21 protein-coding genes are annotated in these 24,175 nt (G+C 67.3%); 4 read left to right on the top strand and 17 right to left on the bottom strand.

What is annotated here, in order from left to right; translation table 11 throughout:
* Window positions 1-325: 325 nt before the first annotated feature.
* The 6 genes from HH110_RS18135 to HH110_RS18160 all read right to left on the bottom strand — a co-directional run bounded on the left by HH110_RS18135 (window position 326) and on the right by HH110_RS18160 (window position 8,169).
* Window positions 326-3,148, bottom strand: a complete 2,823-nt coding sequence (locus tag HH110_RS18135; protein WP_176990920.1) for a TonB-dependent siderophore receptor — start codon at window positions 3,146-3,148, stop codon at window positions 326-328.
* Window positions 3,149-3,232: 84 nt separating this feature from the next.
* Window positions 3,233-3,481: a hypothetical protein gene (locus HH110_RS18140; RefSeq protein WP_176990921.1), complete on the bottom strand. Its 249-nt coding sequence runs from the start codon at window positions 3,479-3,481 to the stop codon at window positions 3,233-3,235.
* Window positions 3,482-3,581: 100 nt separating this feature from the next.
* A complete protein-coding gene (locus HH110_RS18145) occupies window positions 3,582-4,892 on the bottom strand; it encodes an ABC transporter permease (RefSeq protein WP_176990922.1) in 1,311 nt (436 codons plus the stop codon).
* Window positions 4,893-4,902: 10 nt separating this feature from the next.
* Entirely contained in the window at window positions 4,903-6,063 is a 1,161-nt protein-coding gene (locus HH110_RS18150) for an ABC transporter permease (RefSeq protein WP_176990923.1), read from the bottom strand.
* Between the two features lie 14 nt (window positions 6,064-6,077).
* Window positions 6,078-6,767, bottom strand: coding sequence for an ABC transporter ATP-binding protein (locus tag HH110_RS18155; protein ID WP_176990924.1), 690 nt, complete (start codon window positions 6,765-6,767; stop codon window positions 6,078-6,080).
* 166 nt (window positions 6,768-6,933) lie between these two features.
* Window positions 6,934-8,169, bottom strand: coding sequence for an efflux RND transporter periplasmic adaptor subunit (locus HH110_RS18160; RefSeq protein WP_176990925.1), 1,236 nt, complete (start codon window positions 8,167-8,169; stop codon window positions 6,934-6,936).
* A gap of 296 nt (window positions 8,170-8,465) precedes the next feature.
* Between HH110_RS18160 and HH110_RS18165 the strand changes: the two genes are divergently transcribed.
* Both HH110_RS18165 and HH110_RS18170 read left to right on the top strand, forming a co-directional pair.
* A complete protein-coding gene (locus tag HH110_RS18165; RefSeq protein WP_176990926.1) occupies window positions 8,466-9,692 on the top strand; it encodes a sensor histidine kinase in 1,227 nt (408 codons plus the stop codon).
* Entirely contained in the window at window positions 9,689-10,291 is a 603-nt protein-coding gene (locus HH110_RS18170) for a response regulator transcription factor (RefSeq protein ID WP_123731154.1), read from the top strand. The genes HH110_RS18165 and HH110_RS18170 overlap by 4 nt, the downstream gene beginning before the upstream one ends.
* Window positions 10,292-10,437: 146 nt before the next feature.
* Here the strand turns inward: HH110_RS18170 and HH110_RS18175 are convergent, their stop codons facing one another.
* From HH110_RS18175 to HH110_RS18220, 10 genes are all read right to left on the bottom strand, one after another.
* On the bottom strand, window positions 10,438-10,998 hold the full coding sequence (locus HH110_RS18175) for a cytochrome b (RefSeq protein ID WP_121044183.1): 561 nt from the start codon (window positions 10,996-10,998) through the stop codon (window positions 10,438-10,440).
* Entirely contained in the window at window positions 10,995-12,107 is a 1,113-nt protein-coding gene (locus tag HH110_RS18180) for a catalase family peroxidase (RefSeq protein WP_176990927.1), read from the bottom strand. The genes HH110_RS18175 and HH110_RS18180 overlap by 4 nt, the downstream gene beginning before the upstream one ends.
* Window positions 12,108-12,263: 156 nt before the next feature.
* Window positions 12,264-13,631 (bottom strand): M17 family metallopeptidase, encoded by a 1,368-nt coding sequence (locus HH110_RS18185; RefSeq protein ID WP_176990928.1) that lies wholly within the window; start codon window positions 13,629-13,631, stop codon window positions 12,264-12,266.
* 28 nt (window positions 13,632-13,659) lie between these two features.
* Window positions 13,660-14,370 (bottom strand): HAD-IA family hydrolase, encoded by a 711-nt coding sequence (locus HH110_RS18190; RefSeq protein ID WP_176990929.1) that lies wholly within the window; start codon window positions 14,368-14,370, stop codon window positions 13,660-13,662.
* Window positions 14,371-14,433: 63 nt separating this feature from the next.
* Window positions 14,434-14,910, bottom strand: a complete 477-nt coding sequence (locus tag HH110_RS18195) for a hypothetical protein (RefSeq protein ID WP_176990930.1) — start codon at window positions 14,908-14,910, stop codon at window positions 14,434-14,436.
* A gap of 85 nt (window positions 14,911-14,995) precedes the next feature.
* The gene (locus HH110_RS18200) at window positions 14,996-16,087 is read right to left on the bottom strand and encodes an AI-2E family transporter (RefSeq protein ID WP_176990931.1); all 1,092 of its coding nucleotides are present in this window, start codon (window positions 16,085-16,087) and stop codon (window positions 14,996-14,998) included.
* 136 nt (window positions 16,088-16,223) lie between these two features.
* The gene (locus HH110_RS18205; RefSeq protein WP_176990932.1) at window positions 16,224-16,700 is read right to left on the bottom strand and encodes a protein sip-5; all 477 of its coding nucleotides are present in this window, start codon (window positions 16,698-16,700) and stop codon (window positions 16,224-16,226) included.
* A complete protein-coding gene (locus HH110_RS18210; RefSeq protein WP_176990933.1) occupies window positions 16,697-17,197 on the bottom strand; it encodes a phage holin family protein in 501 nt (166 codons plus the stop codon). The genes HH110_RS18205 and HH110_RS18210 overlap by 4 nt, the downstream gene beginning before the upstream one ends.
* Before the next feature lie 8 nt (window positions 17,198-17,205).
* Window positions 17,206-17,571: a hypothetical protein gene (locus tag HH110_RS18215; RefSeq protein ID WP_019185548.1), complete on the bottom strand. Its 366-nt coding sequence runs from the start codon at window positions 17,569-17,571 to the stop codon at window positions 17,206-17,208.
* A 111-nt stretch (window positions 17,572-17,682) separates the two neighbouring features.
* The gene (locus HH110_RS18220; protein WP_176990934.1) at window positions 17,683-19,110 is read right to left on the bottom strand and encodes a Do family serine endopeptidase; all 1,428 of its coding nucleotides are present in this window, start codon (window positions 19,108-19,110) and stop codon (window positions 17,683-17,685) included.
* A gap of 555 nt (window positions 19,111-19,665) precedes the next feature.
* Between HH110_RS18220 and HH110_RS18225 the strand changes: the two genes are divergently transcribed.
* Window positions 19,666-20,685, top strand: a complete 1,020-nt coding sequence (locus HH110_RS18225) for a histone H1-like repetitive region-containing protein (protein ID WP_176990935.1) — start codon at window positions 19,666-19,668, stop codon at window positions 20,683-20,685.
* A gap of 240 nt (window positions 20,686-20,925) precedes the next feature.
* Window positions 20,926-21,606, top strand: coding sequence for a hypothetical protein (locus tag HH110_RS18230; protein WP_176990936.1), 681 nt, complete (start codon window positions 20,926-20,928; stop codon window positions 21,604-21,606).
* A gap of 12 nt (window positions 21,607-21,618) precedes the next feature.
* On the opposite strand, the gene HH110_RS18235 is transcribed toward HH110_RS18230, so the two are convergent.
* Window positions 21,619-24,060: a DPP IV N-terminal domain-containing protein gene (locus HH110_RS18235; protein WP_241696631.1), complete on the bottom strand. Its 2,442-nt coding sequence runs from the start codon at window positions 24,058-24,060 to the stop codon at window positions 21,619-21,621.
* Between the last annotated feature and the right edge of the window lie 115 nt (window positions 24,061-24,175).

Here is a 24,175-nt window from a genome sequence, read left to right on the forward strand (position 1 = left end):
TGGGCCGGGCCGCGGAGCGGGACTTGCAGCGGGTCCCGACAACCCACCCGTGCCCGCCCAAGCCAGGGCGAGTCCAGCACTAAAGGCAGTTGCTCTGAGCGCTGTTGCTCCAAGAGCTGTTGCTCCAAGAGCTGTTGCTCCAAGAGCTGTTGCTGCAAGAGCTGTTGCTCCAAGAGCTGTTGCTCTAAGGGCCGCTGCTCTAAGAGCCGTTGCTCCAATAACGGAGATCAAAAAAAGACGGCGCCCGAAGGCGCCGTCTTACTTCCACTCGACGGCTTGGAGAGAGTAAGCCGTAGATCAGAAAGGGTTGATCAGGCGAACCCGATCAGAAACGCTGCTGGTACTTCATGTACATGTAACGGCCGATATCGAACCCACCGTAGTAGGTGAAGCTGCTGTTCGGCTGGCTGTACATGATCGGACCCTGATGGTCGAACACATTGTTCACGCCCATCGACACCGTGCCATTCCACGGCAGCACATAACGCACCTGGATATCGTGGAACGTGTTCGAACCCACCTTGTTGATGCCCTGCTGGCCCGTGTAGGCCGAGCTGAAGCCCGGATTGCTGCACTCCGTCGTGTAAGCGCAGTTCTCCTTCATGCTGGAGTAGTAACGCGCCGTCCAGCCCAGGCCGAAGTTGCCGTACTGATAATCCAGATTGAGATTCGAACGCACGCGGAAGTTGCCTTCCCAGCCCGTGTACTGGCGCACCGGGGTGGTGTCGACGTTGTCGTTCTTGCGCTCCAGGTAATCCACGTACGTGGTGTTCCAGGAGACCGCGAACTTGCCGATCGCCAGCTCCGGCAGACGGTAACGGACCGAGAGGTCATAGCCGGCCGTTTCCTGGTAGCCCGCGTTGAGCAGCGTGCGGTCCAGGCCGTTCACCTGGCCGAGGGTGCGGCCCGACTTGGCACGCGTGAAGCGGTCGCACGCGGCGTCCACGCCCAGCACGTAGCACTGGTTGAGCATGTCCGTGGCCGACTCACCGACGATCACGTCGTTGATGCGGATCTTCCACCAGTCCAGGCTCAGGTCCAGGCCCGAGACGAACTCCGGGCTGTACACCACGCCCACGGTCCAGGTCTTGGCGGTTTCCGGCTTCAGCGCGGCATTGGAGCCCGAGCTGAAGTCCGTGCCCCCCTGCTGGCCCGGCACCGTCGCGGCGCTGCCGTCAGCGGCGAGCTGGCGGAAGTTGGCCGGGACACCGTTGGCCAGGCAGCGCGCCAGCACCTGCGGGTTGTTGGCGGCCGCGCCGAAGGTGGTGTCGCACGGATCGGTGTACGAGTCACGCGTGCTGGTGGTGCCGCCGTACAGATCTTCCACGGTCGGTGCACGGAAGCCGGTGCCGTAGGTGGCGCGCACCAGCAGGCTGTCGATCGGCTTCCACTTCAGGCCGAACTTGGTGTTCGTGGTCGAGCCGAAGTTGTTGTAGTCCGAGTAGCGACCGGCCATGTCCAGCGACAGTTCGCGGGCGAACGCCATGTCGGCCAGCAGCGGGACCTGCAGTTCCAGGTAGACCTCGTTGAGCGAATAGTCGCCCTGGGTCGGCTGGCCGGTGGTGCCGGCGATCTGGCCCTTCTGGACCATCAGGTCCGGCGAGTAGCTGGCTTCTTCGCTGCGGTGCTCGACACCCAGTGCACCCAGGATGTCACCGGCCGGCAGGCTGAACAGCGAGCCGGAGATGTTCGCGCTGGCCACCTTGGTGGTGCTCTGCATCATGTCGGTGAATCGGGTGAACAGGAAGTCCTGCACGTCCTGGTTGCTCATCGAGCCCGGGCCGGCGTAACCCATCGGGGCCAGCGGGTTCCACGGAGTGCAGCCGGCGATCACGTTGCCGACGCTGCCGCAATGGGCAATGCCCTGGCGATCGATGAACGACGGGCCCACGGCCTGGTTCACGTTCGGCTGGTACATGCTGCCCGTGCCGATGCGCTCGCCTTCATTGCGGTTGTACATGTAGCTGACGTTCCAGTCCCAGTAACGCGAACCGGTTTCGAAGCTGCCTTCCAGGCCCAGGCTGGCGCGCTTGGTGGTCAGGTTGTTCTCGGTGCCGCGCGGCAGCTCTTCGGTGCGGTGCGCGAACGCCACGTCACGGCCGAACGGGTTGAACGCGCTGTCCTTGGACAGCAGCGCACGCGAACCGGTGCTCTGGTACGGGTAGCCGGCCAGCTGCTTGCTCGACTCGCGCTCGCTGTACAGCGCATCGGCGACCAGGCGCAGGTCATCGGTGATCGAGAAGCCACCGTTGGCGAACACCGACTTGCGCTGCAGACCGGTGAGCAGGCTCATGTTGGTCTTGGTGTTGGCATCGTTGGCCTTGTCGGCCGGCGTGAAGTTGCCCAGCTGAGTCGGATCGCCGCCCGGGCCCACGCTGAGGTTCCTGCCATCCACGGTCGCGTAGCCCCACGGGGTGACGCCACTCAGGCCATCGGCGGTGTGGCGCGGGCCGTTCGGGTACGCGGTGAACTCACGCTCGCCACCCAGGACCGGATCTTCGTCGGTGTACTCGCCACCCACGGTGACCCAGCCGCGGTCGAAGGTCTTGCCGAAGGTCGCGCTGTAGGCGGTCTTCTGGCCGTCGCCTTCGCTGTACTGGCCGACGTAGGCGCTGACTTCCGCGCCGTCGAAGTTCTTGCGGGTGATGATGTTGACCACGCCGGCGATGGCGTCCGAGCCGTACAGGGCCGAGGCACCGTCGGTCAGCACTTCCACGCGCTCCACGATCGAAGACGGGATCGAGGCCAGGTCGGAGTAACCGCCGGCGCTGACGCCCATGCGGCGGCCGTCGATCAGCACCAGGCTGCGTTCCGGGCCCAGGTTGCGCAGGCTCACGTACATGCCGCCGAAGTCGCGACCCGATTCCAGCGAGGAGGCACGGCTCATGCTCGGCGAACCGGCGGCGGTGACGTCCTGCAGGATGTCGGCGACGTTGACGTAGCCCTTCTTCTCGATCTCGGCGCGGTTCAGCGCGACGACCGGCTGGGCGGACTCGACGCTGGCCTGACGGATGCGCGAGCCGGTGATCTCGATGCGATCGAGGTTGGTGGTGCCGTCATCGGCACTCTGTGCGAAGGCGGGGGCACTGCAGCTGGCGACAAGCGCGATGGCGATCGCGTTGCGCAGCGGATTGGTCTTCAAATACATCCGTGCGTTTCTCTTTCTCTGTAAAAACATTCGCCCGTTCGGGCGGCGTGGGGAACAACACACCACGACGTGGGGGGCGGGAGTCTAATGACTTTTCAAAATTTTTACTTTCATTTGAAAGCGTAAAAAGCGCTGTAAATGAACGATGGCTGACAAATCCACGTATTCAGACAAAACCTTTTTCACATCGTCGTGTGGCGCGAAGAAAACAGCACCATCACGGTGAGCCGAGGCAGCAATAGCGGCAACGTGCGAAGCAACTTGAGTGCACGCGGCGTGCTGTCGCAGCGTACGTACAGCTGCGCGATCGACAGCTAAACGTGCAGTGAACACGCACGCACAAAAAAAAAGAACCGCACGCTTGCAAGTGCGGTTCCAGACTTGCTATTCCGCGTGCGCGATCACGCGCACGCGCGTTGTTCAAACGTATCGCTCAGGTCTCGCGCAACGCCGTGGTGATCGGCAACTGCGCCGCGCGCAGCGCCGGGAACAGGCCACCGACCAGACCGATGCCCAAGGCCCACTTCAGGCCCGTCCACAGCAGCTGCGGGGAAACCTGGAACTGGAACACCACCTGGCTGAAGTTGTTGCCCAGCGTGGACACGGTGTAGTTGTTGAACACCAGCCACGCCACCAGCCCACCGAGCAGACCACCCAGCAGGGCCAGCAGCATCGTCTCCAGCATCACCGCCGTCACCACCGGCACGCCACGGAACCCGATCGCGCGCATGGTGGCGATCTCACGCGCACGCGTGGCGACGGCCGCATACATCGTGTTGAGCGCACCGAACACCGCGCCGATCGCCATGATCGCGCCGATCACCGTGCCCAGGATGCTGATCAGCTTGCTCAGGCCGCCGGATTGCTTGCGGTAGTAGTCGCGGGTGGTCTCGACATCCAGTTTCAGGCGCGGGTCGGCCTCCATGGCCGACTTGAACTGCTGGAAGCCCGCCGCCCCTTCGGTGCGCACGTTGACCGACTGGTAGGCACTGCGGTTGTACGTGGTCGACAGTGTCTGCGTGTCCGACCACAGCTCCGACTCATGCACATCGTTGGAGGCGAACACGCCCACCACGGTCCATTCCTGCTTGCCCAGCTGCAGGGTCCTGCCGATCTCCAGGCCCTCGAACTGTGCCTGCGCGCCCTTGCCGACCACGATCTCGCGCAGGCCCGGCTTGAACCTGCGGCCGGCAATGATGCGCACGTTGTCGCGCACCGCCCACGCCTGCTCGCCGACACCGCGGAACTGCACGTTGGTGTCGCTGTGGTCGCTGCGCGAGAGCAGGCTGATCACCTGCGACAGCTCGGCGGAGATCAGCGGCTTGCCGTCGCTGCCGCGTGCCACGCCGGGCAGGTTCTCGATCAGCGGAACCTGGTCGCGCATGATCACCGAGTTGGTTTCCGCTTGCGAGCCGCCGCGCAGCACGATCGCCACGTCATCGCTGCCGCTGCGCTCCAGGGTGGCCTTGAAGCCATCGCCCATCGCCAGCATCGCCACCAGCACCCCGACCACGCCGGCGATGCCCACCACGATTACCGACGAGGCACCCCAACGCTGCGGCAGGCTGGCGATGCCGATCCGCGCGGCCGCCAGCGACAGCCGGCCAGTGCGGGTGAGCACCAGCCAGGCAGCCAACAGCACGGCGATCGCCAGCACCATCCACCACGGCAGCACGATCCACACCACCAGGGCGACCAGCAGCGCCACCACGGTCAGTACGTTCCACATCCAGTGCGTTTTCATGGTGGTCTCCTCAGCGCCCGGCCAGTGCATCGACGATCTTCAACCGCTGCGCGCGCAATGCCGGCAGCAGGCCCACCACGATTCCGATCACCGCCATCAGGCACAGCGCCATCACCCACGTCTGCGCCGGCACGCCGGGCAGGCTGATCATGCCCTGGCTGCTGGCGCTGATCACCGGCATCACGATCGAGGCCAGGCCCATGCCGATCAGCCCACCGAGCACGATCAGCAGCACCGACTCGACCATCACCAGCACCAGCACCGTGCCGTCCTTGAAGCCCAGCGTTTTGAGGATCGCCAGCTCAGGGATGCGCTCGCGCACCGCCTGGGCCATGGTGTTGCCGGTCAGCAGCACCAGGGTGAAGAACACCGCCGCCATGATGCCGGTGACGATCAGGCCGATATCGGCGAACTGCTTGGCGAAGGCCTGCGAGAACGAGGCTTCGGTCTGCGACTTGGTTTCGTGGTCGGAGTTCAGCGACAGCGCATCGATCGCCTGGGCAACGCGCGAGGCATGCGCCGGGTTCTCCAGCTGCACGGTGTAGAAGCTGACCTGGTTCTTGATGTAATCGTTGGACTCGTCGAAGTAGCTCCAGTGCAGCAGCAGCTGGTTCTCCGCGCTGGCGTTGTTGCGGTCCTTGGCCCGGTAGATGCCGCTCAGCTCCAGCGGCCAGTCGTTGCTGCCCTTGCGCGGGAAGATCGTGGCCTGCATGGGAATGGTGTCGCCGACCTTCCAGCCGAAGCGCTTGGCCAGCGCTTCACCGACCAGCGCGCCGGTGCGGGTGTTCTTGAATGCCTCGGCCTGCTCGGGCGGCAGTTCGAACTCTGGGTACAGGTCCATGTAGTTGTCCGAGACCGAGAAGCTCGGGAAGAAGTTCTTCTGGTCCTGGTAGATGCCGCCGAACCACATCGCGTAATTGACCTTGCGCACCCCCGGCGTGGCCTCGATGTCACGCAGCAGCCGCAACGGCAGGCTCTGGGTGATCGACAGCTTGGAGGACACCACCAGCCGCTTGGCGCCTTCGATGGTGTCACCGCCGGAGTTGAAGGCCACCCGGACCGAATCGAGCATGCCGAACAGCAGGAAGGCCGCCACCACCGACAGCAACGTCAGCAGGGTGCGGGTCTTGCTGCGGAACAGCTGTGCCCAGACCAGCGAGAAGTATTTCATCGCCGCATCCTCCGTCAGTGGGCCGCTGGCGCGTCGGCCAGTTCGCCCTTGTCCAGGTGCACCGTGTGCGTGGCGTACTCGGCGGCCTTGGGATCATGGGTGACCATGATGATGGTCTTGCCGTGTTCGCGGTTGAGCTGCTGCAGCAGCCCCAGGATCTCTTCGGCGGACTGACGGTCGAGGTCGCCGGTGGGCTCATCGCAGATCAGGAAGGTGGGGTCGGAGACGATCGCACGGGCGATCGCCACGCGCTGCTGCTGGCCGCCGGATAGTTCGTTCGGGCGATGGCTGCGGCGGTCGGCCAGGCCGACCAGGGTCAGTGCGATCTCGGCGTTGCGCTTGCGCTGCGCCGCGCCCAGGTGGGTGAGCAGCAGCGGCAGCTCCACGTTCTTCTGGGCGGTCAGCATCGGCATCAGGTTGTAGAACTGGAACACGAAGCCGACGTGGTGGCTGCGCCAGGTCGAGAGCTGGCCACCGCTCATGCGGTCGATGCGCTCGCCTTCGATTTCGATCTCGCCCCCGGTGGGCGTGTCCAGCCCGCCGATCAGGTTGAGCAGGGTGGTCTTGCCCGAACCGGACGGGCCCATCAACGCGACGAAGTCGCCCGACTGGATGTCCAGATCAATGCCGTGCAGCACCTGCACTTTCTCGGGGCCGCGCTGGTAGGTCTTGGTGATGTTGCGGAGCGAAACCAGGGTAGACATGGGTGGTTCTCCGTGGATCGGTGAGAAAGGGCATACGGCGCGTCCGGGCGAAGGGCTCCGGGTTCCGCGGTGACAGCCAGCCGCCACCGTGCGCGCCGTGACGGCACGAGCGAATCGCACTTGCTGCGAGCGTGGGGGCGGCTCGCGTACTGCAGCCTTCGGCCCGTCAGGGGGTTTCGGTGACCTTGCTGCCATCGTGCAGTTCGGCCGGTGGTGAGGTCACCACGACGTCGCCGGCACTCAGGCCCTGCGTGACCTGGCGGTCGTTGTTGAGCGTGGTGCCCACGGTGATCGCGCGCTGTTCCACACGCGCATCGTCCTTGACCACGAAGGCGACCGTCTTCTGGTCGCGCTCCACGATCGCCGCCGCCGGTACGCGCACGCCCTGAGGCTTGGCGGCTTCGGCAGGTTGGGCGCTTTCCAGGAAGCTGACCCGCACGCCCATCTCCGGGACGATGCGCGGGTCCTTGGTCTTCAGCGCCACGCGCACCTTCACGGTGGCCTTGCCGCGGTCGGCGGTCGGGATGATCGCGATCACCTCGGCCGGAATCTTCCAGTCGGGGTAGGCATTAAGGGTGGCTTCGACCGGCATCTTCGGCTGCACACGGCCGATGAAGGATTCACCGACCTCGACTTCGATCTCCAGCGAGTCCATGTCCACGATGGTGCCGATGCCGGTGCGGGTGAAACCGCCGCCGGCCGACAGCGGCGAGACGATCTCGCCCGGCTGCGCGGCCTTGGCGGTGACCACGCCGGAGAACGGCGCGCGCACTATGTTGTTGTCCACGCCGAGGTCGGCGATCGCCAGCGAATCGCTGGCCACGGTGGTGTTGCGTTGAGCGGTTTTGAGCTGGGCGCGGAGGTTGTCGCGCTGGGCGATGGCCAGATCGTACTGCGAGCGCGAGACCAGCTGCTGGCCAACCAGTGCCTGCAGGCGGCCGGCTTCGGCATCGGCCTGGGCGACCTGCGCCTGCAATCCGGCCAGCTGGCTGCGCGCGGCTTCCAGCTGCGAGGCGGAAAGGCTGCGCTGCGCGTTGGCATCGATCGGGTCGAGCGTGGCCATGATCTGACCCTCTTCCACGCGCATGCCCTCCTCGATCATCACCTCGCGGACCTTGCCGGTGATCTTGGCCGAGACGGTGGCCATGCGCCGGGCGACCACATACCCGCTGGCGTCGAGCACCGAGCTGCTGGCGCCGCCCTGCTGGATCGCCACCACCGGGGCAGTGGTCACGGTGATCGGGCGCTCGCGGCCGAACACGAACCAGGCCAGCCCGGCCAGCACGATGAGAAGGACGATCGCCAGCACGATCCAGCGGCCACGTCGCGGGGGCGACGGCGGCGGCGAACCGGCCTTGCGGTCGATGCGGAGTTCCTTGAGCAGTTCAGCGGATGCGTTCATCGTGAGTCTGGACGGGGAATCGGGCCGAGTGTGACCGCAACGGCGGCCGGGGGGCAAACCGGCACGGTGGCCGGGTGGTGCACAGCATGCCCGGCGGCCAGCGGCGTCGGCAGTGACAGCTGTCACCTGTATGGGCTGACGGCGGCCACTGGGGCCGGGAGCGCGGATGACGGACGCTGTGGGTGTCCTCTCCGGGAGTGCGTCATGACCGAGCCTTCTGTGTTGTCCTTGGCCAGTCTCCAGGACGCCAAGGTCCACTACGGCAGCGTCGCCTGCGACGTGTTGGCTGAAGTGGCATGATCGCGCCTGATCGCTCTGCTTTGGAATCGCCCGTGTCCTCCAGTCGGCTCGCCTCCCTGTTGCGCCCCGCGCCGGATTCGGCCGTGGCCGAGAACCTGCGGCGCGGCAGATCGCCATGGGTCGATGCGATCCACCTGCTGTGGACGCTGTGGGTGTTCCTGACGCCGCTGTTCGGCGGTGGCTACACCTGGCGCTGGGCGGCGCTGACCCTGCTGACCTACCCGGTGTTCCTGGTCCTGTACGCCGGTGTGCTGCTCGCACCGCGTTGCCACGCACCGCGCTACGCCCTGTCGATGGTGGTACTGGGGCTGGTGCCGCTGGCGTGGTACCCCTCGGCGGTGAGCTACTTCATTTTCGGCTGCGTCACCCTGCGCGTCTCGCGCCGCAGTGGCTATGGGCGCTATCTGCTGCAGCTGGTGGGATTGAACGCGCTGTTCGTGGTGGTGGGTCTGTTGGCCCACTATCCGTGGCAGGCGCTGATCTGGATCCCGAGCATGGCGATGATCATCAGCCTGGTGGTCAACTTCGAGACCGCCAGCCATGAACAGGATGCGGCGCTGCAGTTGTCGCAGGACGAAGTGCGTCGGCTCGCGGCGACCGCCGAGCGCGAGCGCATCGGCCGCGATCTGCACGATCTGCTGGGGCACACGCTGTCCTTGATCACCTTGAAGCTGGAGCTCTCGCGCAAGCTGGCCGACCGCGATCCGGTGGGCTCGCGCCGCGAGGTGGACGAGGCCGAGACCATCGCGCGCCAGGCGCTGGCCGAAGTGCGCAGTGCAGTCACCGGTATCCGCGCCAGCGATCTGGCGGCCGAACTCGCCTCGGCCCGGTTGCTGCTGGAGTACCAGTATGTGCATCTGCACTACGCGCCGCCGCCGCCGATGCCGGTCGATATCGAACGGGCATTGTCACTGGTCCTGCGCGAGGCGGTGACCAATATCGCCCGCCACGCACAGGCGCGGCAGGCGTGGATCACCTTCGAGCAGGACGGGCGCAGTCTGTTGATGCAGATCCGCGACGATGGGCGCGGTGGTGTCCACGTCGACGGCAACGGGCTGACCGGCATGCGCGAACGCGTTGCGGCACTGCGAGGCACCCTGGTGATGCAGTCGGCGAAGGGCGAGGGCACCTGCGTGACGGTGCGGGTCACGCTGCCGGCGGCAACCACGCCGGTCGTGGTACCGGTCACACCCGATGCCCTCCCGGACGGAGCCACGCCATGATCCGCATCGTGCTCGCCGAAGACCAGGCGATGGTGCGCGGCGCATTGTCAGCGCTGCTCGGGCTGGAGCCGGACATCGAGGTGCTGGGCAGCGCCGCCGATGGCGAAGCCGCGTGGCGGATGCTGCAGCAGCTGCAGCCGGACATCCTGGTCACCGATATCGAAATGCCCGGTCTTTCCGGGCTGGAACTGGCGCAGCGGATCGCCCGTCAGGGACTCCCGATCAAGGTGGTGATCGTCACCACCTTCGCGCGCTCCGGCTTCCTGCGCCGCGCGCTGGATGCCGGCGTCTGCGGCTATCTGCTCAAGGACGCCCCGGCCGAGCGCCTGGCCGATGCACTGCGCCAGGTGCAGCACGGCGGCCGCGCGATCGACCCGCAGCTGGCGCTGGATGCCTGGTCGCAGGCCGATCCCCTCAACGACCGCGAGCGCCAGGTGCTGCGCCTGTCCGGCGACGGACGATCGGCCAGCGAGATCGCCACCCAGCTCGGGCTCTCGCACGGGACGGTGCGCAACTACCTGTCCGAATGCATCGGCAAGCTGGGTGTCGCCAACCGCATCGAAGCGTATCGGCTGGCGCGGCAGAAAGGCTGGCTGTAGTGCCGGCCGCTGGCCGGCACTGCACCCTCTCTGTCGAGAATAACGGGAGCCGGCCAGCGGCCGGCACTACCGGGGTGCCAGCGATGCATGCGATCCGATCCCACCGACCAACGGTCGGTGGCTACCAGGATGACAGGCAGCCTGATTTATCCGGCATCGTCGTTGCGCTCTTTCTCCGGTCCCTTCGCCATCGCCTGGAACACGCCATCGCGGCGCACCCACAGGTGGAACAGCGCGGCCGACAGATGCATCACCACCGTGGCGAACAACACATAGGCCAGCAGGCTGTGCGCATTGCGCAGCGCCGCGTACAGTGCCGGGTTGTGCGGCAGGATCGCCGGCAGGTGCACGCCGCCGCCCATGACGATCGGATAGCCGCCGGCGGAGAGCATGCCCCAGCCGACCAGCGGCATCGCCAGCATCAATCCGTACAGCACCCAGTGCGAGGCATGCGCGGCCGCGGCCTGCCAGGCGGGCAGGTCGGCCGGCAGCGGCGGTGGACGGTGGCGCAGGCGGTTGTACAGGCGCACCAGCACCAGCAGCAGGATCGCGATGCCGAGTGGCCGGTGCAGGTCGATCAGCATCGGCCGCCAGTGCAGCGAAGCGACCATGGTCACGCCGACGAACAGCATGGTCAGGATCATCGCCGCCATCAGCCAGTGCAGGACGCGGGCGAGAAGATTGAAATGGCCGGCATCACGGTTCATCGCGCACCTTCCTTGCCCGTGGCAGCGGGCGCTTTGCCGCGGGCGATTTCGCGCTCGCGACGATTGAACGATTGCGAATACACCGCCGAACGCGCGGCCAGGATCGGATCATCGGTGCCGGCCACGCCGCTGGGCAGGATCAACGGATCGTAGTTGAGGTCGCGGCAGGCGCCGGTGGCCTGTGGGTGCATGCTGCTCAGGGTCAGCGTGCCGGCCTTCACCTGGCGGCGGTCCTCCGGCCACACCTGCGAAGGATCATTGACCGGGTCGCCATCGTTGGCGAGGGTCACCCACATGTCCCAGCGCACCGGGCCCTGCGCCAGCCGCTGCGCGAACTCCTCGCTGAGGAAATCATCGTCGGACTGCGCGCGCTGCTCCGGCGTCATGTCCTCGAAGGGTGCGTGCGGGCGCATGCTCCAGCGCACGAAGCGTTGGCTGCCATCGGCGGCGGTGAAACGGAAACTGTTGACGCCGTTGTAGGCGGTGTTGGCCCAGCTGTTCGACCACGGGGCGGTCTTGGCCCACTGCTGGAAGGCCCGCGCGGAAGGGTATTTCTCCAGCACGGCCGCCATCTTCGCCGGGTCGGGTTTACCGGTGGCCGAATCCGGGATGCCCGCACGGGTCTGCTCGAGGAAGGCCTCGGCGGTGGGCACCGCGAAGAACGGGAAGCTGTTCATCGCCATGCGCCATTCCTGGCCGTCATCGCTGACCAGCTGCAGCGCCATGCTGCGCACGCGGGCCTTGTTGTCGGCGCCGTGCGGATCGCCGCCGCCGATCGAGAGCCGGCCCAGCACGGGCACCTGGGGCTGGCGGAACACGCGCGCTGAGCTCAGCGCCGCGCCCTCCGGCGTGCCCTGGAACACGCCGCTGACGCAGACGCCCTTGGTGTGCGCGCGACGGAAGCCCGGCTGTGGTGGGCCGGTCGCTTCGATGGCATCGGTGAAGGTCTGTGCGGTGACGCGGTCGCGACCGATCCAGCCGGCCAGCCAGGCGAAGGCCAGCACGAGACCACCCGCGATCAGGGCGATCAGCGCGATCCACAGCAGCGGTGATTGAGGGCGTGGAGCCCCCGGTTCGCGACCAGCGCGGGTATAGCCGAAGAGCGACATGTCCGGATTCCTGCCTTCACGAAGCGTGTGGGTGGGCGACAGGGGCATGGTGTCAGAACCCGGCGCAGGCCGATATTCACATTTTCGACAACTCTTCAGAAACGACGATCCCCGCCGGAGCGGGGATCGTCGGGGTCACACGTGAGACGCGGCGCCTCAGGCGTAGCGCGTCTTCAGCATCGCCCACGCCGAACGCAGCGCCAGCGCTTCGCCACCGGCCGGACGGCCCGGGCGTTCGCCGTCGTTCCAGGCGTAGACATCCAGATGCGCCCAGGTCTGGCCTTCGGCGATGAAACGCTCCAGGTACAGCGCGGCGGTGACCGAGCCGGCCATGCGCGAACCGGCGTTGGCCAGGTCGGCGATGTTGCTGTGCAGGTAGCGCAGGTACGGGCGCCACAGCGGCATGCGCCAGACCGGATCGCGCACCGATTCACCGGCCTGCAGCCACTGCTGGGCCAGGGTGTCGTCGTTGCTGAACAACGCCGGCAGGTCCGGGCCGAGCGCGATGCGGGCCGCGCCGGTCAGGGTGGCGAAATCGAGCACGATCTCCGGCTGCTGCTCGCTGGCATAGGTCAGCGCATCGGCGAGGATCACCCGGCCTTCGGCGTCGGTGTTGTCGATCTCGATGCTCAGGCCCTTCCGGGTGGCGATCACTTCGCCCGGACGGAACGCATCCGGACCGATCGCGTTTTCCACCGCCGGGATCAGCAGGGTCAGCTGCACCGGCAGCTGCTGGGCCATGATCAACCCGGCCAGGCCCAGCGCGTGCGCGGCGCCACCCATGTCCTTCTTCATGTTGCGCATGCCATCGCCCGGCTTGATGTCCAGCCCGCCGGTGTCGAAGCACACGCCCTTGCCGACCAGCGCCACGTGCGGCTGGCCTGCGCTGCCCCAGCGCAGCACGATCAGCCGCGGCGCGCGGTGCGAAGCGCGGCCCACGGCGTGGATGGACGGGAAGTTCTGCTCCAGCAGCGCATCGCCGGTGATCACCTCGATCTGCGCGCCGTGGGCGGTGGCCAGTTCACGCGCGGCATCTTCGAGCTGCTGCGGACCCATGTCCTCGGTGGGGGTGTTGACCCAGTCGCGCACGCGCAGGCTGGCCGCGACCACGTCGCGCACTTCGGCCGAGGGGATGGTGGCCAGCTGGGCCGGCGCTCGGTTGGGCTTCCGGTAGCGCGCGAAGCGGTAGCTGCCCAGTCCCCAGCCGATCTGCAGCAGGGTCTCGATCTCCGGTGCCAGCGCATCCGCCAGCGTCCAGACAGTGCCTTCCGGCAGCGCGAACGGCGCATGCGCGTAGCTGTAGACATCGCCCGGGTCGCCGACACCGACGATAGCGCCGGCCAGGCCGTGCTCGCCGGGCAGCAGCACCACGCTGCCACCGCTGCCGTTGAAGCGCTGCGCGTCCAGCCACGCGCCGAGCGCGTCGGACTGCTGCGCACGCCAGCCGGCGTACTGCTCGCGGGTCATCACATGCAGCGGCAGCGCATGCGAGGTATCGGACGTGAAACCGTTGATCTGGGACATGGGACTCGAGTGCTCCTTGGGCGGCGGCTTACGCGTGCTGGGCGGATGCGTTCGCATCCAGCCAGTCGGCCAGCCCGGTCAGGGTGTCGAACTGCAGATCGGGCTGCAGTGAAGGATGGGTCCAGGGGTGTTCTTCGCGGTTGATCCAGCAGCCGCGCAGGCCGGCCTGCATCGCACCGATCACGTCCATCTCGGCGTGGTCGCCGACGTGCAGTACGTGGGCTGGAGCCACCGCGAGGCGCTCGCAGGCCGCATGGAAGATGCTCGCCGCGGGCTTGGCGGCGCCGTGCTCGCGCGAGCCGAGCTGGAAGGTGAAGTGGTGGGATACGCCGATCCGCTGCAGGTCGGCATTGCCGTTGCTGAGCGCGGCGACCGGCACGCGCGCGGCGATCCGGGCCAGCGCGTCCATCGCATCCGGATAGAACTCGACCTGGTTGCGCGCGGCGTAGAACGCCTCGTAGGCCGGTTCGAGCAGCGCTGGATCGGCGCCGCTTTTCTCCAGCGCCTCGCTCAGCGTCAACCGGCGCAGCGCGCTCAGGTCGTAGTGCAGGTGCGGGTTGTCATGGAAGGAGCGCTCGCGCAGTTCGCGCATCGCGGCCACCGGGTACATCGCGGCGGTCGCGGGGCTGTGCTGGAGCATCCACTCGTACAACACCTGGTCGATGCGGGCGCCGATGGGGGCGAACGGCCACAAGGTGTCGTCGAGGTCGAGGGTGATGGCTTGGACTGGGAAATTCACCCCGCCATTCTACGCCTGCGCGCGCGGGCTTTCATGGCGCGCGCAGGGCCGAGGTGAGGTGCTTCAGCGCAGGTCGTAGGAGCAGGCGATGGAGGCTTGGCCCTCGTCCTGCCGCACGCTCAGGTCGTGGCGGCCTACTTCCAGGGTGTAGTCGCCGGCTTCGTTGCGCGGAATCTTCGCCAGCGTTGCGATCTGTTCGATACCGGCAGTGCTGAAGTAGGCGGTATAGCTGTCGATGCTGTCCTCGCCGTTGGCACCGTCGTACAGGTGCAGGCGGTTCACTGGCTGGCCCAGCACGAGCAGCGGTGTGGTCAGCGCATACTCGCCATCGGACAGCTCGCCGTACGCCTGAAGCTCGGTCGGCTTGAGCACCTTCGCCATCGCGGCGAACTGCGCAGGCGTCAGGTGACGCTTGCAGGTGACCGCCTCGACCAGCTGGCGGCTGGCCACCTCGGCGCTGGGCGGGGGTGCGGCCAACGTCGGGGCAGCGAGGGTGACAAGGCCGGCGAGGGCCAGGCAACGGGTAGCGAGGGAAGACATCAGGGCCGGGATCCATCCGAAAAGGTGCCGGTATTCTGGCAGCACCGGGGATCGCGCGGCCAGCCGTATCCTTGGCCTTGACTGCTTATTCCAGCAGCTTGGCCCAGCCCTGGGTGCCATCCAGCCGCGCCAGCACCAGCTTGATGCAGACCAGCAGCGGCACCGCCAGCAACAGGCCGACCATGCCCCACAGCCAGCCAAAGACCATCAGGGCCAGGATCAGGATCAGCGGCGAGATCGCCATCTGCCGGCCCAGTACGATCGGGGTCACCACCTGGCCTTCGATGGTGTGCAGCGCGAGGTAGCAGGCCGCGGGCAGCAATGCCTTGAAGGGATCGCTGAACTCCACGAAACCCATCAGCAGCATCAGCGCCACGCCGATCAGCGGACCGACGTAGGGCGCGAAGTTCAGCAGGGCCGCCACGGTGCCCCATAGCAGCGCCTCCTGCAGCGAAATGCCGAGCAGCAGCAGGATGCCGGAGAACACCAGGCCGACCAGCGTGTTGATCACGGTGATGGTCAGTACGTACCGGGAAACCTCGCGCTCGATCGAGCGCAGGATGTCCGTGGTGAAGCGTTGCTGCTGGCGGTTGGGAAACAGCGCGATCGCATGCTTCTGCAGGTTCTGCCCGTAGATCATGAAGAACAGGGTCAGCAGCACCACCGCCAGCACCGAGGCGGCCAGGCGTGGCGCGCGGGTCAGCACCTTGTAGGGATCATCGAGCTGGGTGCGCACGATCTGCACGCGGCGGCTGCCTTCGCCACCGGCGACGCGCGCGAAGTTCTCGGCGGCCTGGTTGGCCTGCTGCACCGGTTTGGTCAGGTTCTGCACTTGGCGGGCGACCTTGCGCAGCTGCTGCGGTGCTTCCTGGGCCCACTCCATCGCCGGGCCGACCAGCTGCACGCCGAGCGCGGCGGCACCACTCAGGCCGACGCCGAGCACCAGCACCGCACCGAGGAACCGGGGAATCCAGATCTTCTGCAGCATCCGCAGGATCGGGTTGCCGACCAGCGCGAAGAACATCGCCAGCAGGATCGGAAGCACCACGTCCTGTGCCGCCCACAAGGTGAAGGCGACGGCCAGGGTGGCCAGGATCACCAGCGACATCGGGGCGCGCGGGCGCGGCGCGGGCGGTGCGACGACGGCTTCGGCAGAAGGGGGAACCGGGACGCTCATTCGGATCGCACACTGGAAAGGAGCGCCATTATTGGGCAAGCCGGGTGCGCATGGCGTGTGGGGTGCGTGCAGACGAAGAAAGGCCCCGCGACGGGTGCCGCAGGGCCTTCGGATGTTGCGGCCGACCGCGGTGCGATCAGCGTTCGGACAGGTCCGTGGCGGCTTCGGCCGGTTGCGGCTGATGCGGCGAGGCCGAATCCGCGCGGCGTTCCGGGCTGAGCCGGGGCGTTGCCGGGGCCGCAGGCGTCGGAGCCGCCTGACGCGGCGGCTCATCGGTTGCCTCATCCACCTTGTCAGCCGCCTGCTCGGCGGTATCGGCCGCTTCGCTGGCCTGCATCGAGGCGAACGCGGCCTGGGTACTGGCCACCAGATTGGAGACCGAGCCGATCATCTGCAGCCACCGCGCGCCCTGCACCTTCGCGCCCAGGCCGGTGGGCTCCAGCTTGCCGGCCAGGAAACCGCCGGCCAGACCCACGGTAATGATGCGCAGCGGTGTCCATCCGGTACGCCAGACGGTGCTGAGGGTGGACCAGTTGCTGCGGGTTTTCTCCACCCGCACCGCCACCACCAGCTCGGCGCGCTGGACGCGTTGCCGCAAGGCTTCGAAGTTCATCGCTTCACCCCCGTGGTGTCGACGTCGGCATCGGGATCTTCATCGCTGGGCTCGTCATACAGCCCCAGCCGCGACAGCTGGCGGCGTGTGGCATGCATGCCGGTATGGCGGAAGAAGAACGACACCCGCCACATCGCATAGCCGGTCACCAGCAGGCTGACGATCGAGGTGATCAACAGCGAATGGAACCAGGACAGGCCCCAACGCTGCATCAGGGCGATCAGCGTGCCGGCCAGCAACAACCAGGCCGACGCGCCGAACACGATCGCCACGCCCGCCCAAGCCAATGCCCGGCCAAACGCGCTGCGCGCCAGTGCGAAGTCGGCCGAGGCCAACCGTCGCAGGGAGCGCAGGGTGTGCTTGGCCGAATCGACCGTCTCACGGCCGGCCTCACCGACCTGGCGGATGCTCTCGTCCAGGCGCGGTGCTTTTTCACCGCTGTCCGGTGGCGGGATATCCGCGCCACCGGCAGCGTTCGACTGGGCTTGATCGCTCACGCCGCTGCTTACTTGTCGCCGCCGCTGCGGGCCAGCTTGGCGATGATCCAGCCGGCCGCGAAGGCCACGCCGAAGGATGCCAGCGGACGCTCACGGATCAGTTCGGCAGCGCTGTCGACCAGGTCCTTGCCCTTGTCCATCAGTGCATCGACCTGTTCCTTGGCAGCGGCGCCACCGAACTCGGCAGCCGCCAGGCCGGACAGCGCGGTATCGGACAGTTCGGCCTTGACGTTGGCCTTGCCGATGCGCAGCTCATCACCGGCAGCACCGGTGGCGCCCTTGATCGCACCGCCGGCAGCGGTGGCGGCCGACTTCAGGTGCGAGCCGGCTTCGCCCAGGTGTTCCTTCAGGTTCTCGGTATTGGTGGGGCTCATCGTGTATCTCCTGCTATGCGATGGGGAAGGTGACCGCGGACGATCCGACGGCAACGAACACAAGGTAATAGCACCGGGTGGGTGTAAGCGACGTTACGGCAGCCGCTGCGTTCAGCGCATCACCAGCTGCCCACCATCGTTGCCCCGGATGATGCGCAGCACCAGCTGGGCCGGACGCTGCTGGAAGTTGGCGCGCCAGCTGGCGAGATCGGCAAACTCACCTGCCGTTGCCGCGGTGATCACATCGCCCTGCTGCAGGCCGGAGTTGGCCGCGCGGCTGCCGCGTTTGACGTCACTGACCAATACCCCGCTGACGCCGGCCTGGCGCAGCGACTCGGGCAGATCGACGAAGGTGGCGCCGCCCAGGCGCGGATCGAGCGACTCGCCACTGACCGCCCGCGCCTGCTCCTTGAGCGTGGCCTTGATCTGCAGCGGCTTGCCCTCGCGGCGCACATCCAGGGTCAGCGTGCTGCCCACCGGCTGCAGGCCTTCCACGTTGTGCAGCGCCTGCGCGCTGTCCACGCGCTGGCCGTTGGCCGACACCACTACATCGCCCGGCTTCAGTCCGGCAGCGGCGGCACTGGACCCGGCCAGCACGCGGGTGACCAGCGCGCCCCGCGTCTCGGTCAGGCCCAGGCCCTGTGCGATCTGCTGGGTCAGGTTCTGCGTCTCGATGCCGAGTGTGCCGCGCACCACCACGCCGTGCTTGACCAGCTGGTCGACCACGTCGCGCGCCAGGTTGGAGGGGATCGCCAGGCCCAGGCCGATGTTGCCGGCCATGCTGCCCTGCGGATTGAAACTGGCGGTATTGATGCCGACCAGCTGGCCCTGCAGGTTGACCAGTGCGCCGCCGGAATTGCCCGGGTTGATCGAGGCATCGGTCTGGATGAAGTTCTGGTAGCCCAGCCCGCGGATGCCGCTGCGGCCCACCGCCGAGACGATGCCGGAGGTGACCGTCTGGCTGAAACCGAAGGGGTTGCCGATCGCCACCACGAAGTCGCCCACGCGCAGCTGCGCGCTGTCGCCCAGCTTGATCTCGGTCAGGTTGCCGGTCGGAATACGGATCAGGGCAACGTCGGTATCGGCATCGGAGCCGATGAATTCAGCCTTCACCGTCCGCCCATCGGCCAGCGTCACCTGCACGTCGTCGGCGTTGTCGATGACGTGGTGGTTGGTCAGCACCAGGCCTTCGGCGGCATCGATGATCACGCCCGAGCCCAGCGATTCGTTGATGCGTTCCTGCGGCACTTCCGGGAACAGGCGGCGGAAGAACGGATCGTTGAAGTAGGGGTTGCGCACGCGCACCACCTGCTTGGTGTTGACGCTGACCACCGCCGGCATCACCCGCTCCAGCATCGGCGCCAGTGACGGTACCGCCTGGCCGGCGACCGCCGCGGGCAGCGCGGCCGTGGTCGGGATCGTGTACGCGGCCGGTGCCGCTTCGGCACGGTTGTCCAGGTGCGCGTTGATGGCCGTGGCGGTGAATCCGCCGAAGGCAGCGGCGAGAGCGAGCGTGAGCAGGGTCGGGAGCGGTCGCATGTCCGGCGGTTCCGTGTCGGAGGGGGCGGGGGCAGGGAAAACAGGTATACGGTAATTCAAGCTGAATGAGTGTGTCCGCAACCGGCTAAACCCGGGATGAAACCCGACGCAGCCGCGGCGTTCCCGACGACGTCGGCAGGCCGACGGTCGGGGTGCCGAGGCAGCCGATGTGGAGGACCGGACGTGGCTGCCGCGATGCATCCGATGACGCCCGATCGCACCCTCGTCGTGCGTCGGCAACGCGCACCACTGCCATCGAAACCAGCGCAAATGCCGGGTGCGGAGGCGGGGAATGGATCAGGTGCGACGATCAATTGTCGAATCATCGGATGCGGCGGAGATGCGCATCCAGACACACGGCGTGCACCACGCACTGGAACGGCAATGCTGTTTTCAAGGGGTTTCGTGCAAGCGCCTGGTGCATTGCTTGCTGCCGCCGATGGGGGTGCTACTGTCGGCTTGGCACGTGCATCGCATCAAGACCGTTCCACGATGGACCGCGCCGGTATAGCATCGCCAGCGATTTGACTAACCAGGCCCCTTAGGAGGCACTCAATGAGCAACGGTAATGGTGTGACCACGGTTCTCTCGCAGACCGTCGAAGATGCAAAAGAAACCGCCACCAACGTCGGCGAGACCATCGCACACGTTGCGGAAGATGCCGTCGCTTCGGTGAAGAAGACCGCCAAGCGCGCACGCAAGGCTGCCACCACCCAGGTCGCCAAGGTCAAGAAGGCCGTAACCAAGGTCGAGAAGACCGTCGCCAAGAAGGCTGACAAGGCGGCCAAGTCGGTCGGCAAGACCCTGGCCACCGCCAAGCAGAAGCTGGAAACGGCCAAGAAGAACGCCAAGGCCGAAGTCACCGCGATCAAGAAGCAGGTCGCCAAGAAGAAGGCCGCCGCTGAAAAGGCCGTGACCAAGACCACCAAGGCTGCCGGCAAGAAGGCCACGACCGCCAAGAAGGCCGTGACCAAGAAGGCTGCCGCTGCCAAGAAGACCGTGACCAAGAAGGTCGCCACCGCCAAGAAGGCCGTCGCCAAGAAGACCGCGACCGCCAAGAAGGCCGTGACCAAGAAGACCACCGCCGCCAAGAAGACCGTCGGCAAGAAGGTCGCCGCTGCCCGGACCGCCGTTGCCAAGAAGTCGGCGACCGCCAAGAAGGCCGTGACCAAGAAGACCGCAGCGGCCAAGAAGGTAGCCGGCAAGAAGACCGCCGTCGCCAAGAAGACCGTCGGCAAGAAGGTCGCCACCGCCAAGAAGGCTGTTGCCAGGAAGTCGGCGACCGCCAAGAAGGCCGTGACCCGGAAGACCGCGACCGCCAAGAAGGTGGCCGGCAAGAAGACCGCCGTCGCCCGCAAGTCGGTCGGCAAGAAGGTCGCCACGGCCAAGAAGGCCGTGACCAAGAAGACCACCGCGGCCAAGAAGACCGTCGGCAAGAAGGTCGCGACCGCCAGGAAGGCTGTGGCCAAGAAGGCTCCGGCGAAGAAGGCTCCGGCCCGCAAGGCCGCCCCGGCCAAGCGTGCTGCCGCCAAGCCGGTTGCCCGCAAGGCGCCGGCCAAGCGCGCGCGCAAGTAAGCAAGTTGCAACGTGCTGCTCCCGCCTGAGGCGGGAGTGGCATGGCGGGGTCGGCCTGTGCCCGCCCACTGCCTCCTGGCATCCCGGTCGAGTACATCGCGTCACGCTGCGATCAGACTCCCGGTTCCTGTCCTGACTGTCCCGCCCCTTCGTCAGATCCTGCCCCTGCGGCCGGGTGCTTGACGGTCCCTCCCTGCCTCTCTTGCTAACCTGCTCCGCGGACGTCCACGGGAAGATGCAATGCGCGGTCTCGACTTCAGTTCCTGGCAGGCCATGCTCTCGACCCTGGTCGGCCTGGCGGTCATCACCCTGATCGGCGTCGGCATCCGGCTGCTGGTCATGCAGACCATGCAGCAGCGCCGCGAGCGCGAGAACCGGCAGATCAACGAGCGGCTGCGCACGCTGATCGCGGCGTACAAGGTGCTCGGGGGCTCATTCACCGGAACGCTTGATGTCGATCCACGCCATCGTCGGGACTTCCGGGCGCTGCCAGAAGCAGGCGAAGACGGCGATGCGCTGCACCTGCCGGCGGACGCGGAGATCGGCGGCGAGCGTGCGCGTCGCATCCGTGATGCGGTGGAAGCAGCGCTGTCGGACATCATCCTGCTGGGCACCGATGAGCAGGTGCGCCTGGCCGCGCACGCCGCCAACGAGATGGCCCGGGGCCGCCTCGTTCCCACTGCCGAACTGGTGGTGTCGCTGCGCGACTTCATTCGCCAGGCGTTGGATCTCGATCCCATCCCCGCCGCCGTCATCATCCCGCGCCAAGGCCCGGCACGGCCCTCGGCCGGTGCGAAGGGCAAGGGCGATGCGGGTGACAAGGGCGGTGGTAAAGGCGGTGGTGGCGGTGGCGGTATGGGAGGAATGGGCGGCGGCGGCATGGGCGTTGGCGCGGATGACACCTCGGACGCGCATCGCTGATTGCCGCTCGGCTCACGGCGAGGCGGCCACTCCGATCCGGTACGGCGGTGGGGTCGCGCCCATCAGGTGCGTGACGAAGTAGTCCCACATCCGGCGCATGTAGTAGTCGTCGTTGCGGAACAGCTCGTGGTCCTGGTTGGGCAGGTACAGCAGGTCGTAATCCTTGTTGGCGAGCGTCAGCGCCCGCGCCAGTTGCAGGGTCAGCGCCGGCATGGCGTTCTCGTCCAGATCGCCGTAGACCAGCATCAGTCGGCCCTGCAGGCGGTCGGCCAGCGCATCGTTGGCCAGCGGTTGGAACAGTGCGGGCACCGCATCGGGCCGCGGGCGCACCGCGGTACCGTCGGCATAGACCGGTTGGCCGCCGACCAGCCGGTCCATCCCATGGATCGCGCCGCCGTACATGCCCTGGAAGCTGTGGCTGCCGGCCGACGCCACCCCGACCTTGTAGAACGCCGGGTGGCGCAGCAGGGCACGCGCTGCGCTGTAGCCGCCGAAGGAGTGCCCATAGATGCCGACGCGGCTCAGGTCCATGCCCGGATAACGGGTGGCCAGCTGGCGGATGGCCGCGACATGATCGTCCAGCTGCAGATCGGCTGCGGTCAGGAAGCTGGCATCGTGGAAGGCCTTGGAACGTCCGGGCGTGCCGCGCGCATCGATGCTCACCACCACGAAGCCGAGCTGGGCCAGGCTGGAACGCGCGACCGGATTCATCGTGGCGGTGGCGTCGACGAAACCGACCGGGGCGTTGGTGATATGCGGTCCACCGTACATGGCATCGATCACGGGATGGCGTCCGGTCCCGCTGTAGCCGGGCGGCAGGTACACCGTCGCCTGCAGTTCGGTACGGCCGTCGGCGGCCAGCACGCTCACCCGCTGCGGCGGCACCCAGCCGGCCGCACGCACGCTGCGGTCATCGGCGTGTTCCAGTTCCAGCACCACGCGCCCATCGGTGGTCGAGCGCAGCACGCTGATCGGCGCGAGGTCCACCCGCGAGTAGCTGTCGACCACGTAGGCCGCCGAGGGTGACAGCAGCGTGGACGCACGGCCCCCCATCAGCACGCCGGCGCCGCCATCGATCGCATGGTCGGCCGCTTCCGGTGTGAGCAGGACCGGGGCGCCGCCGTCCAGCGACACCCGGTACAGGCGGCGCTGATACGGATCGCCGGGCTCGCGCCCGCCGGCGGTGAACAGCACCTGGCGACGCGCCTCATCGACGCCGACCACATCACGGACCAGCCATTCGCCGCGGGTCAGCTGGCGGACCACGCGGCCATCGCGGCGGTCGATCAGGTACAGATGGCCCCAGCCATCGCGCTGCGAGAACCAGACGATGCCGTCGCCGCGCTGCAGAACGTGCACGGCTGGCCGGTTGTAGGGGTAGGTGTTGAGCTGCACGCGGGTATCGCTGGTCTCCTCATGCACGGTGCGCACGCGGCCGGTGCGCACGTCCACCTCGACCAGGCGCAGGCGTGCCGGCGCGTCATGGCGCATGATCGCCGTGTAGACCTTGCCGGCATCGGCCGACCAGCCCAGCACCCCCGCCTCGGTCAGCGTGTGCCAGCCCTCGGGAACGGCGATGTGGCGCGTGCCGCTACCGTCCACCTCGGTGACGAACCAGGCGTCGCGCACCTGCTCGGCGTCCCCGAGCAGGCCCAGGCGCACTTCGTGCACGACCGGGCGGAAGCCATCGGTCGGGGCCGTCGCCAGATAGGGATAGGGCAGCACCTGGCGCTCGTCATAGCGCACGCCGAACAGGCGCTGGCTGTCCGGCGACCACGTGACCGCGAAGGGCGGCATCTGCAGCCGTCCTTCCCGTTGCGGAATGCCGCGCAGGGCGAAATCGGGCAGCACCCCGTAGCCGTGCGACGCTTCACCGTCCACGGTCAGTGCCCGTCGGCTGCCGTCGGAAACGCTGCGCAGCCACAGGTTGTGCTGCTCGACCCGCACGCTGTGCCGCCCATCCGGGGCCGGCAGATCACGGGGATCGGCGACTGCTGCCGACTGCAGTTCGCAGCCCGCAGGCAGCACGCACGCGACCCGCCGCTGTGGATCCACGCGCAGGGTGATCCGCACGTCATCGCCGCTGCGGGCGACCGCCTCCACCTGTTGCATCACCCTGTCCGGATCGACGATGCCGGCGGCCGCCAGCGTGCTGCGCATCGTGTCGCTGTCGAACAGTTCGGTGCGCGTGGACGCGGCGGGGTCGACCAGCAGGTAGCTCGTGCGGCCGTGCTCATCCTGGCGTGGATACCAGAAGCGGCCATCGTCGAGCCAGCGCGGCACCACCGTGGCATTGCGGACCTCGCCGCGCAACTGCTGGTCCAGCACGCGTTCGGCGCGCTGGTACTGCGCCAGCCCCGGCCCTTCAGCCCGGGCCGGCCGGCTGGCGATCACGCCAAGCCCGAGCGCGACTGCGAGCAGACAACCAAACATCCCCGGACGTACTGCTGCCATGCCGATCGCTCCTTGATGACGGCGGCCCCGCGGGCGGCATCGTCATCATGGCGCGCGCTTCCTGCCAGCCTGGAGCACCGAGCATGCCGGTGCTCCAGCGCCGACTCAAGCGGCG

Origin of the sequence: Stenotrophomonas sp. SAM-B, assembly GCF_013387485.1 — a bacterium.
Lineage (GTDB): Bacteria > Pseudomonadota > Gammaproteobacteria > Xanthomonadales > Xanthomonadaceae > Stenotrophomonas > Stenotrophomonas maltophilia_AA.

What these genes read in the sequence shown, in the direction of transcription:
- HH110_RS18215 (WP_019185548.1), bottom strand. Translation starts at nt 17,571, where the DNA reads ATGAGCCCCACCAATACCGAGAACCTGAAGGAACACCTGGGCGAAGCC.
- HH110_RS18185 (WP_176990928.1), bottom strand. Translation starts at nt 13,631, where the DNA reads ATGTCCCAGATCAACGGTTTCACGTCCGATACCTCGCATGCGCTGCCG.
- HH110_RS18225 (WP_176990935.1), top strand. Translation starts at nt 19,666, where the DNA reads ATGAGCAACGGTAATGGTGTGACCACGGTTCTCTCGCAGACCGTCGAA.
- HH110_RS18200 (WP_176990931.1), bottom strand. Translation starts at nt 16,087, where the DNA reads ATGAGCGTCCCGGTTCCCCCTTCTGCCGAAGCCGTCGTCGCACCGCCC.
- HH110_RS18180 (WP_176990927.1), bottom strand. Translation starts at nt 12,107, where the DNA reads ATGTCGCTCTTCGGCTATACCCGCGCTGGTCGCGAACCGGGGGCTCCA.
- HH110_RS18170 (WP_123731154.1), top strand. Translation starts at nt 9,689, where the DNA reads ATGATCCGCATCGTGCTCGCCGAAGACCAGGCGATGGTGCGCGGCGCA.
- HH110_RS18155 (WP_176990924.1), bottom strand. Translation starts at nt 6,767, where the DNA reads ATGTCTACCCTGGTTTCGCTCCGCAACATCACCAAGACCTACCAGCGC.
- HH110_RS18205 (WP_176990932.1), bottom strand. Translation starts at nt 16,700, where the DNA reads ATGAACTTCGAAGCCTTGCGGCAACGCGTCCAGCGCGCCGAGCTGGTG.
- HH110_RS18235 (WP_241696631.1), bottom strand. Translation starts at nt 24,060, where the DNA reads ATGGCAGCAGTACGTCCGGGGATGTTTGGTTGTCTGCTCGCAGTCGCG.
- HH110_RS18135 (WP_176990920.1), bottom strand. Translation starts at nt 3,148, where the DNA reads ATGTATTTGAAGACCAATCCGCTGCGCAACGCGATCGCCATCGCGCTT.
- HH110_RS18150 (WP_176990923.1), bottom strand. Translation starts at nt 6,063, where the DNA reads ATGAAATACTTCTCGCTGGTCTGGGCACAGCTGTTCCGCAGCAAGACC.
- HH110_RS18165 (WP_176990926.1), top strand. Translation starts at nt 8,466, where the DNA reads ATGATCGCGCCTGATCGCTCTGCTTTGGAATCGCCCGTGTCCTCCAGT.
- HH110_RS18160 (WP_176990925.1), bottom strand. Translation starts at nt 8,169, where the DNA reads ATGAACGCATCCGCTGAACTGCTCAAGGAACTCCGCATCGACCGCAAG.
- HH110_RS18195 (WP_176990930.1), bottom strand. Translation starts at nt 14,910, where the DNA reads ATGTCTTCCCTCGCTACCCGTTGCCTGGCCCTCGCCGGCCTTGTCACC.
- HH110_RS18145 (WP_176990922.1), bottom strand. Translation starts at nt 4,892, where the DNA reads ATGAAAACGCACTGGATGTGGAACGTACTGACCGTGGTGGCGCTGCTG.
- HH110_RS18220 (WP_176990934.1), bottom strand. Translation starts at nt 19,110, where the DNA reads ATGCGACCGCTCCCGACCCTGCTCACGCTCGCTCTCGCCGCTGCCTTC.
- HH110_RS18175 (WP_121044183.1), bottom strand. Translation starts at nt 10,998, where the DNA reads ATGAACCGTGATGCCGGCCATTTCAATCTTCTCGCCCGCGTCCTGCAC.
- HH110_RS18230 (WP_176990936.1), top strand. Translation starts at nt 20,926, where the DNA reads ATGCGCGGTCTCGACTTCAGTTCCTGGCAGGCCATGCTCTCGACCCTG.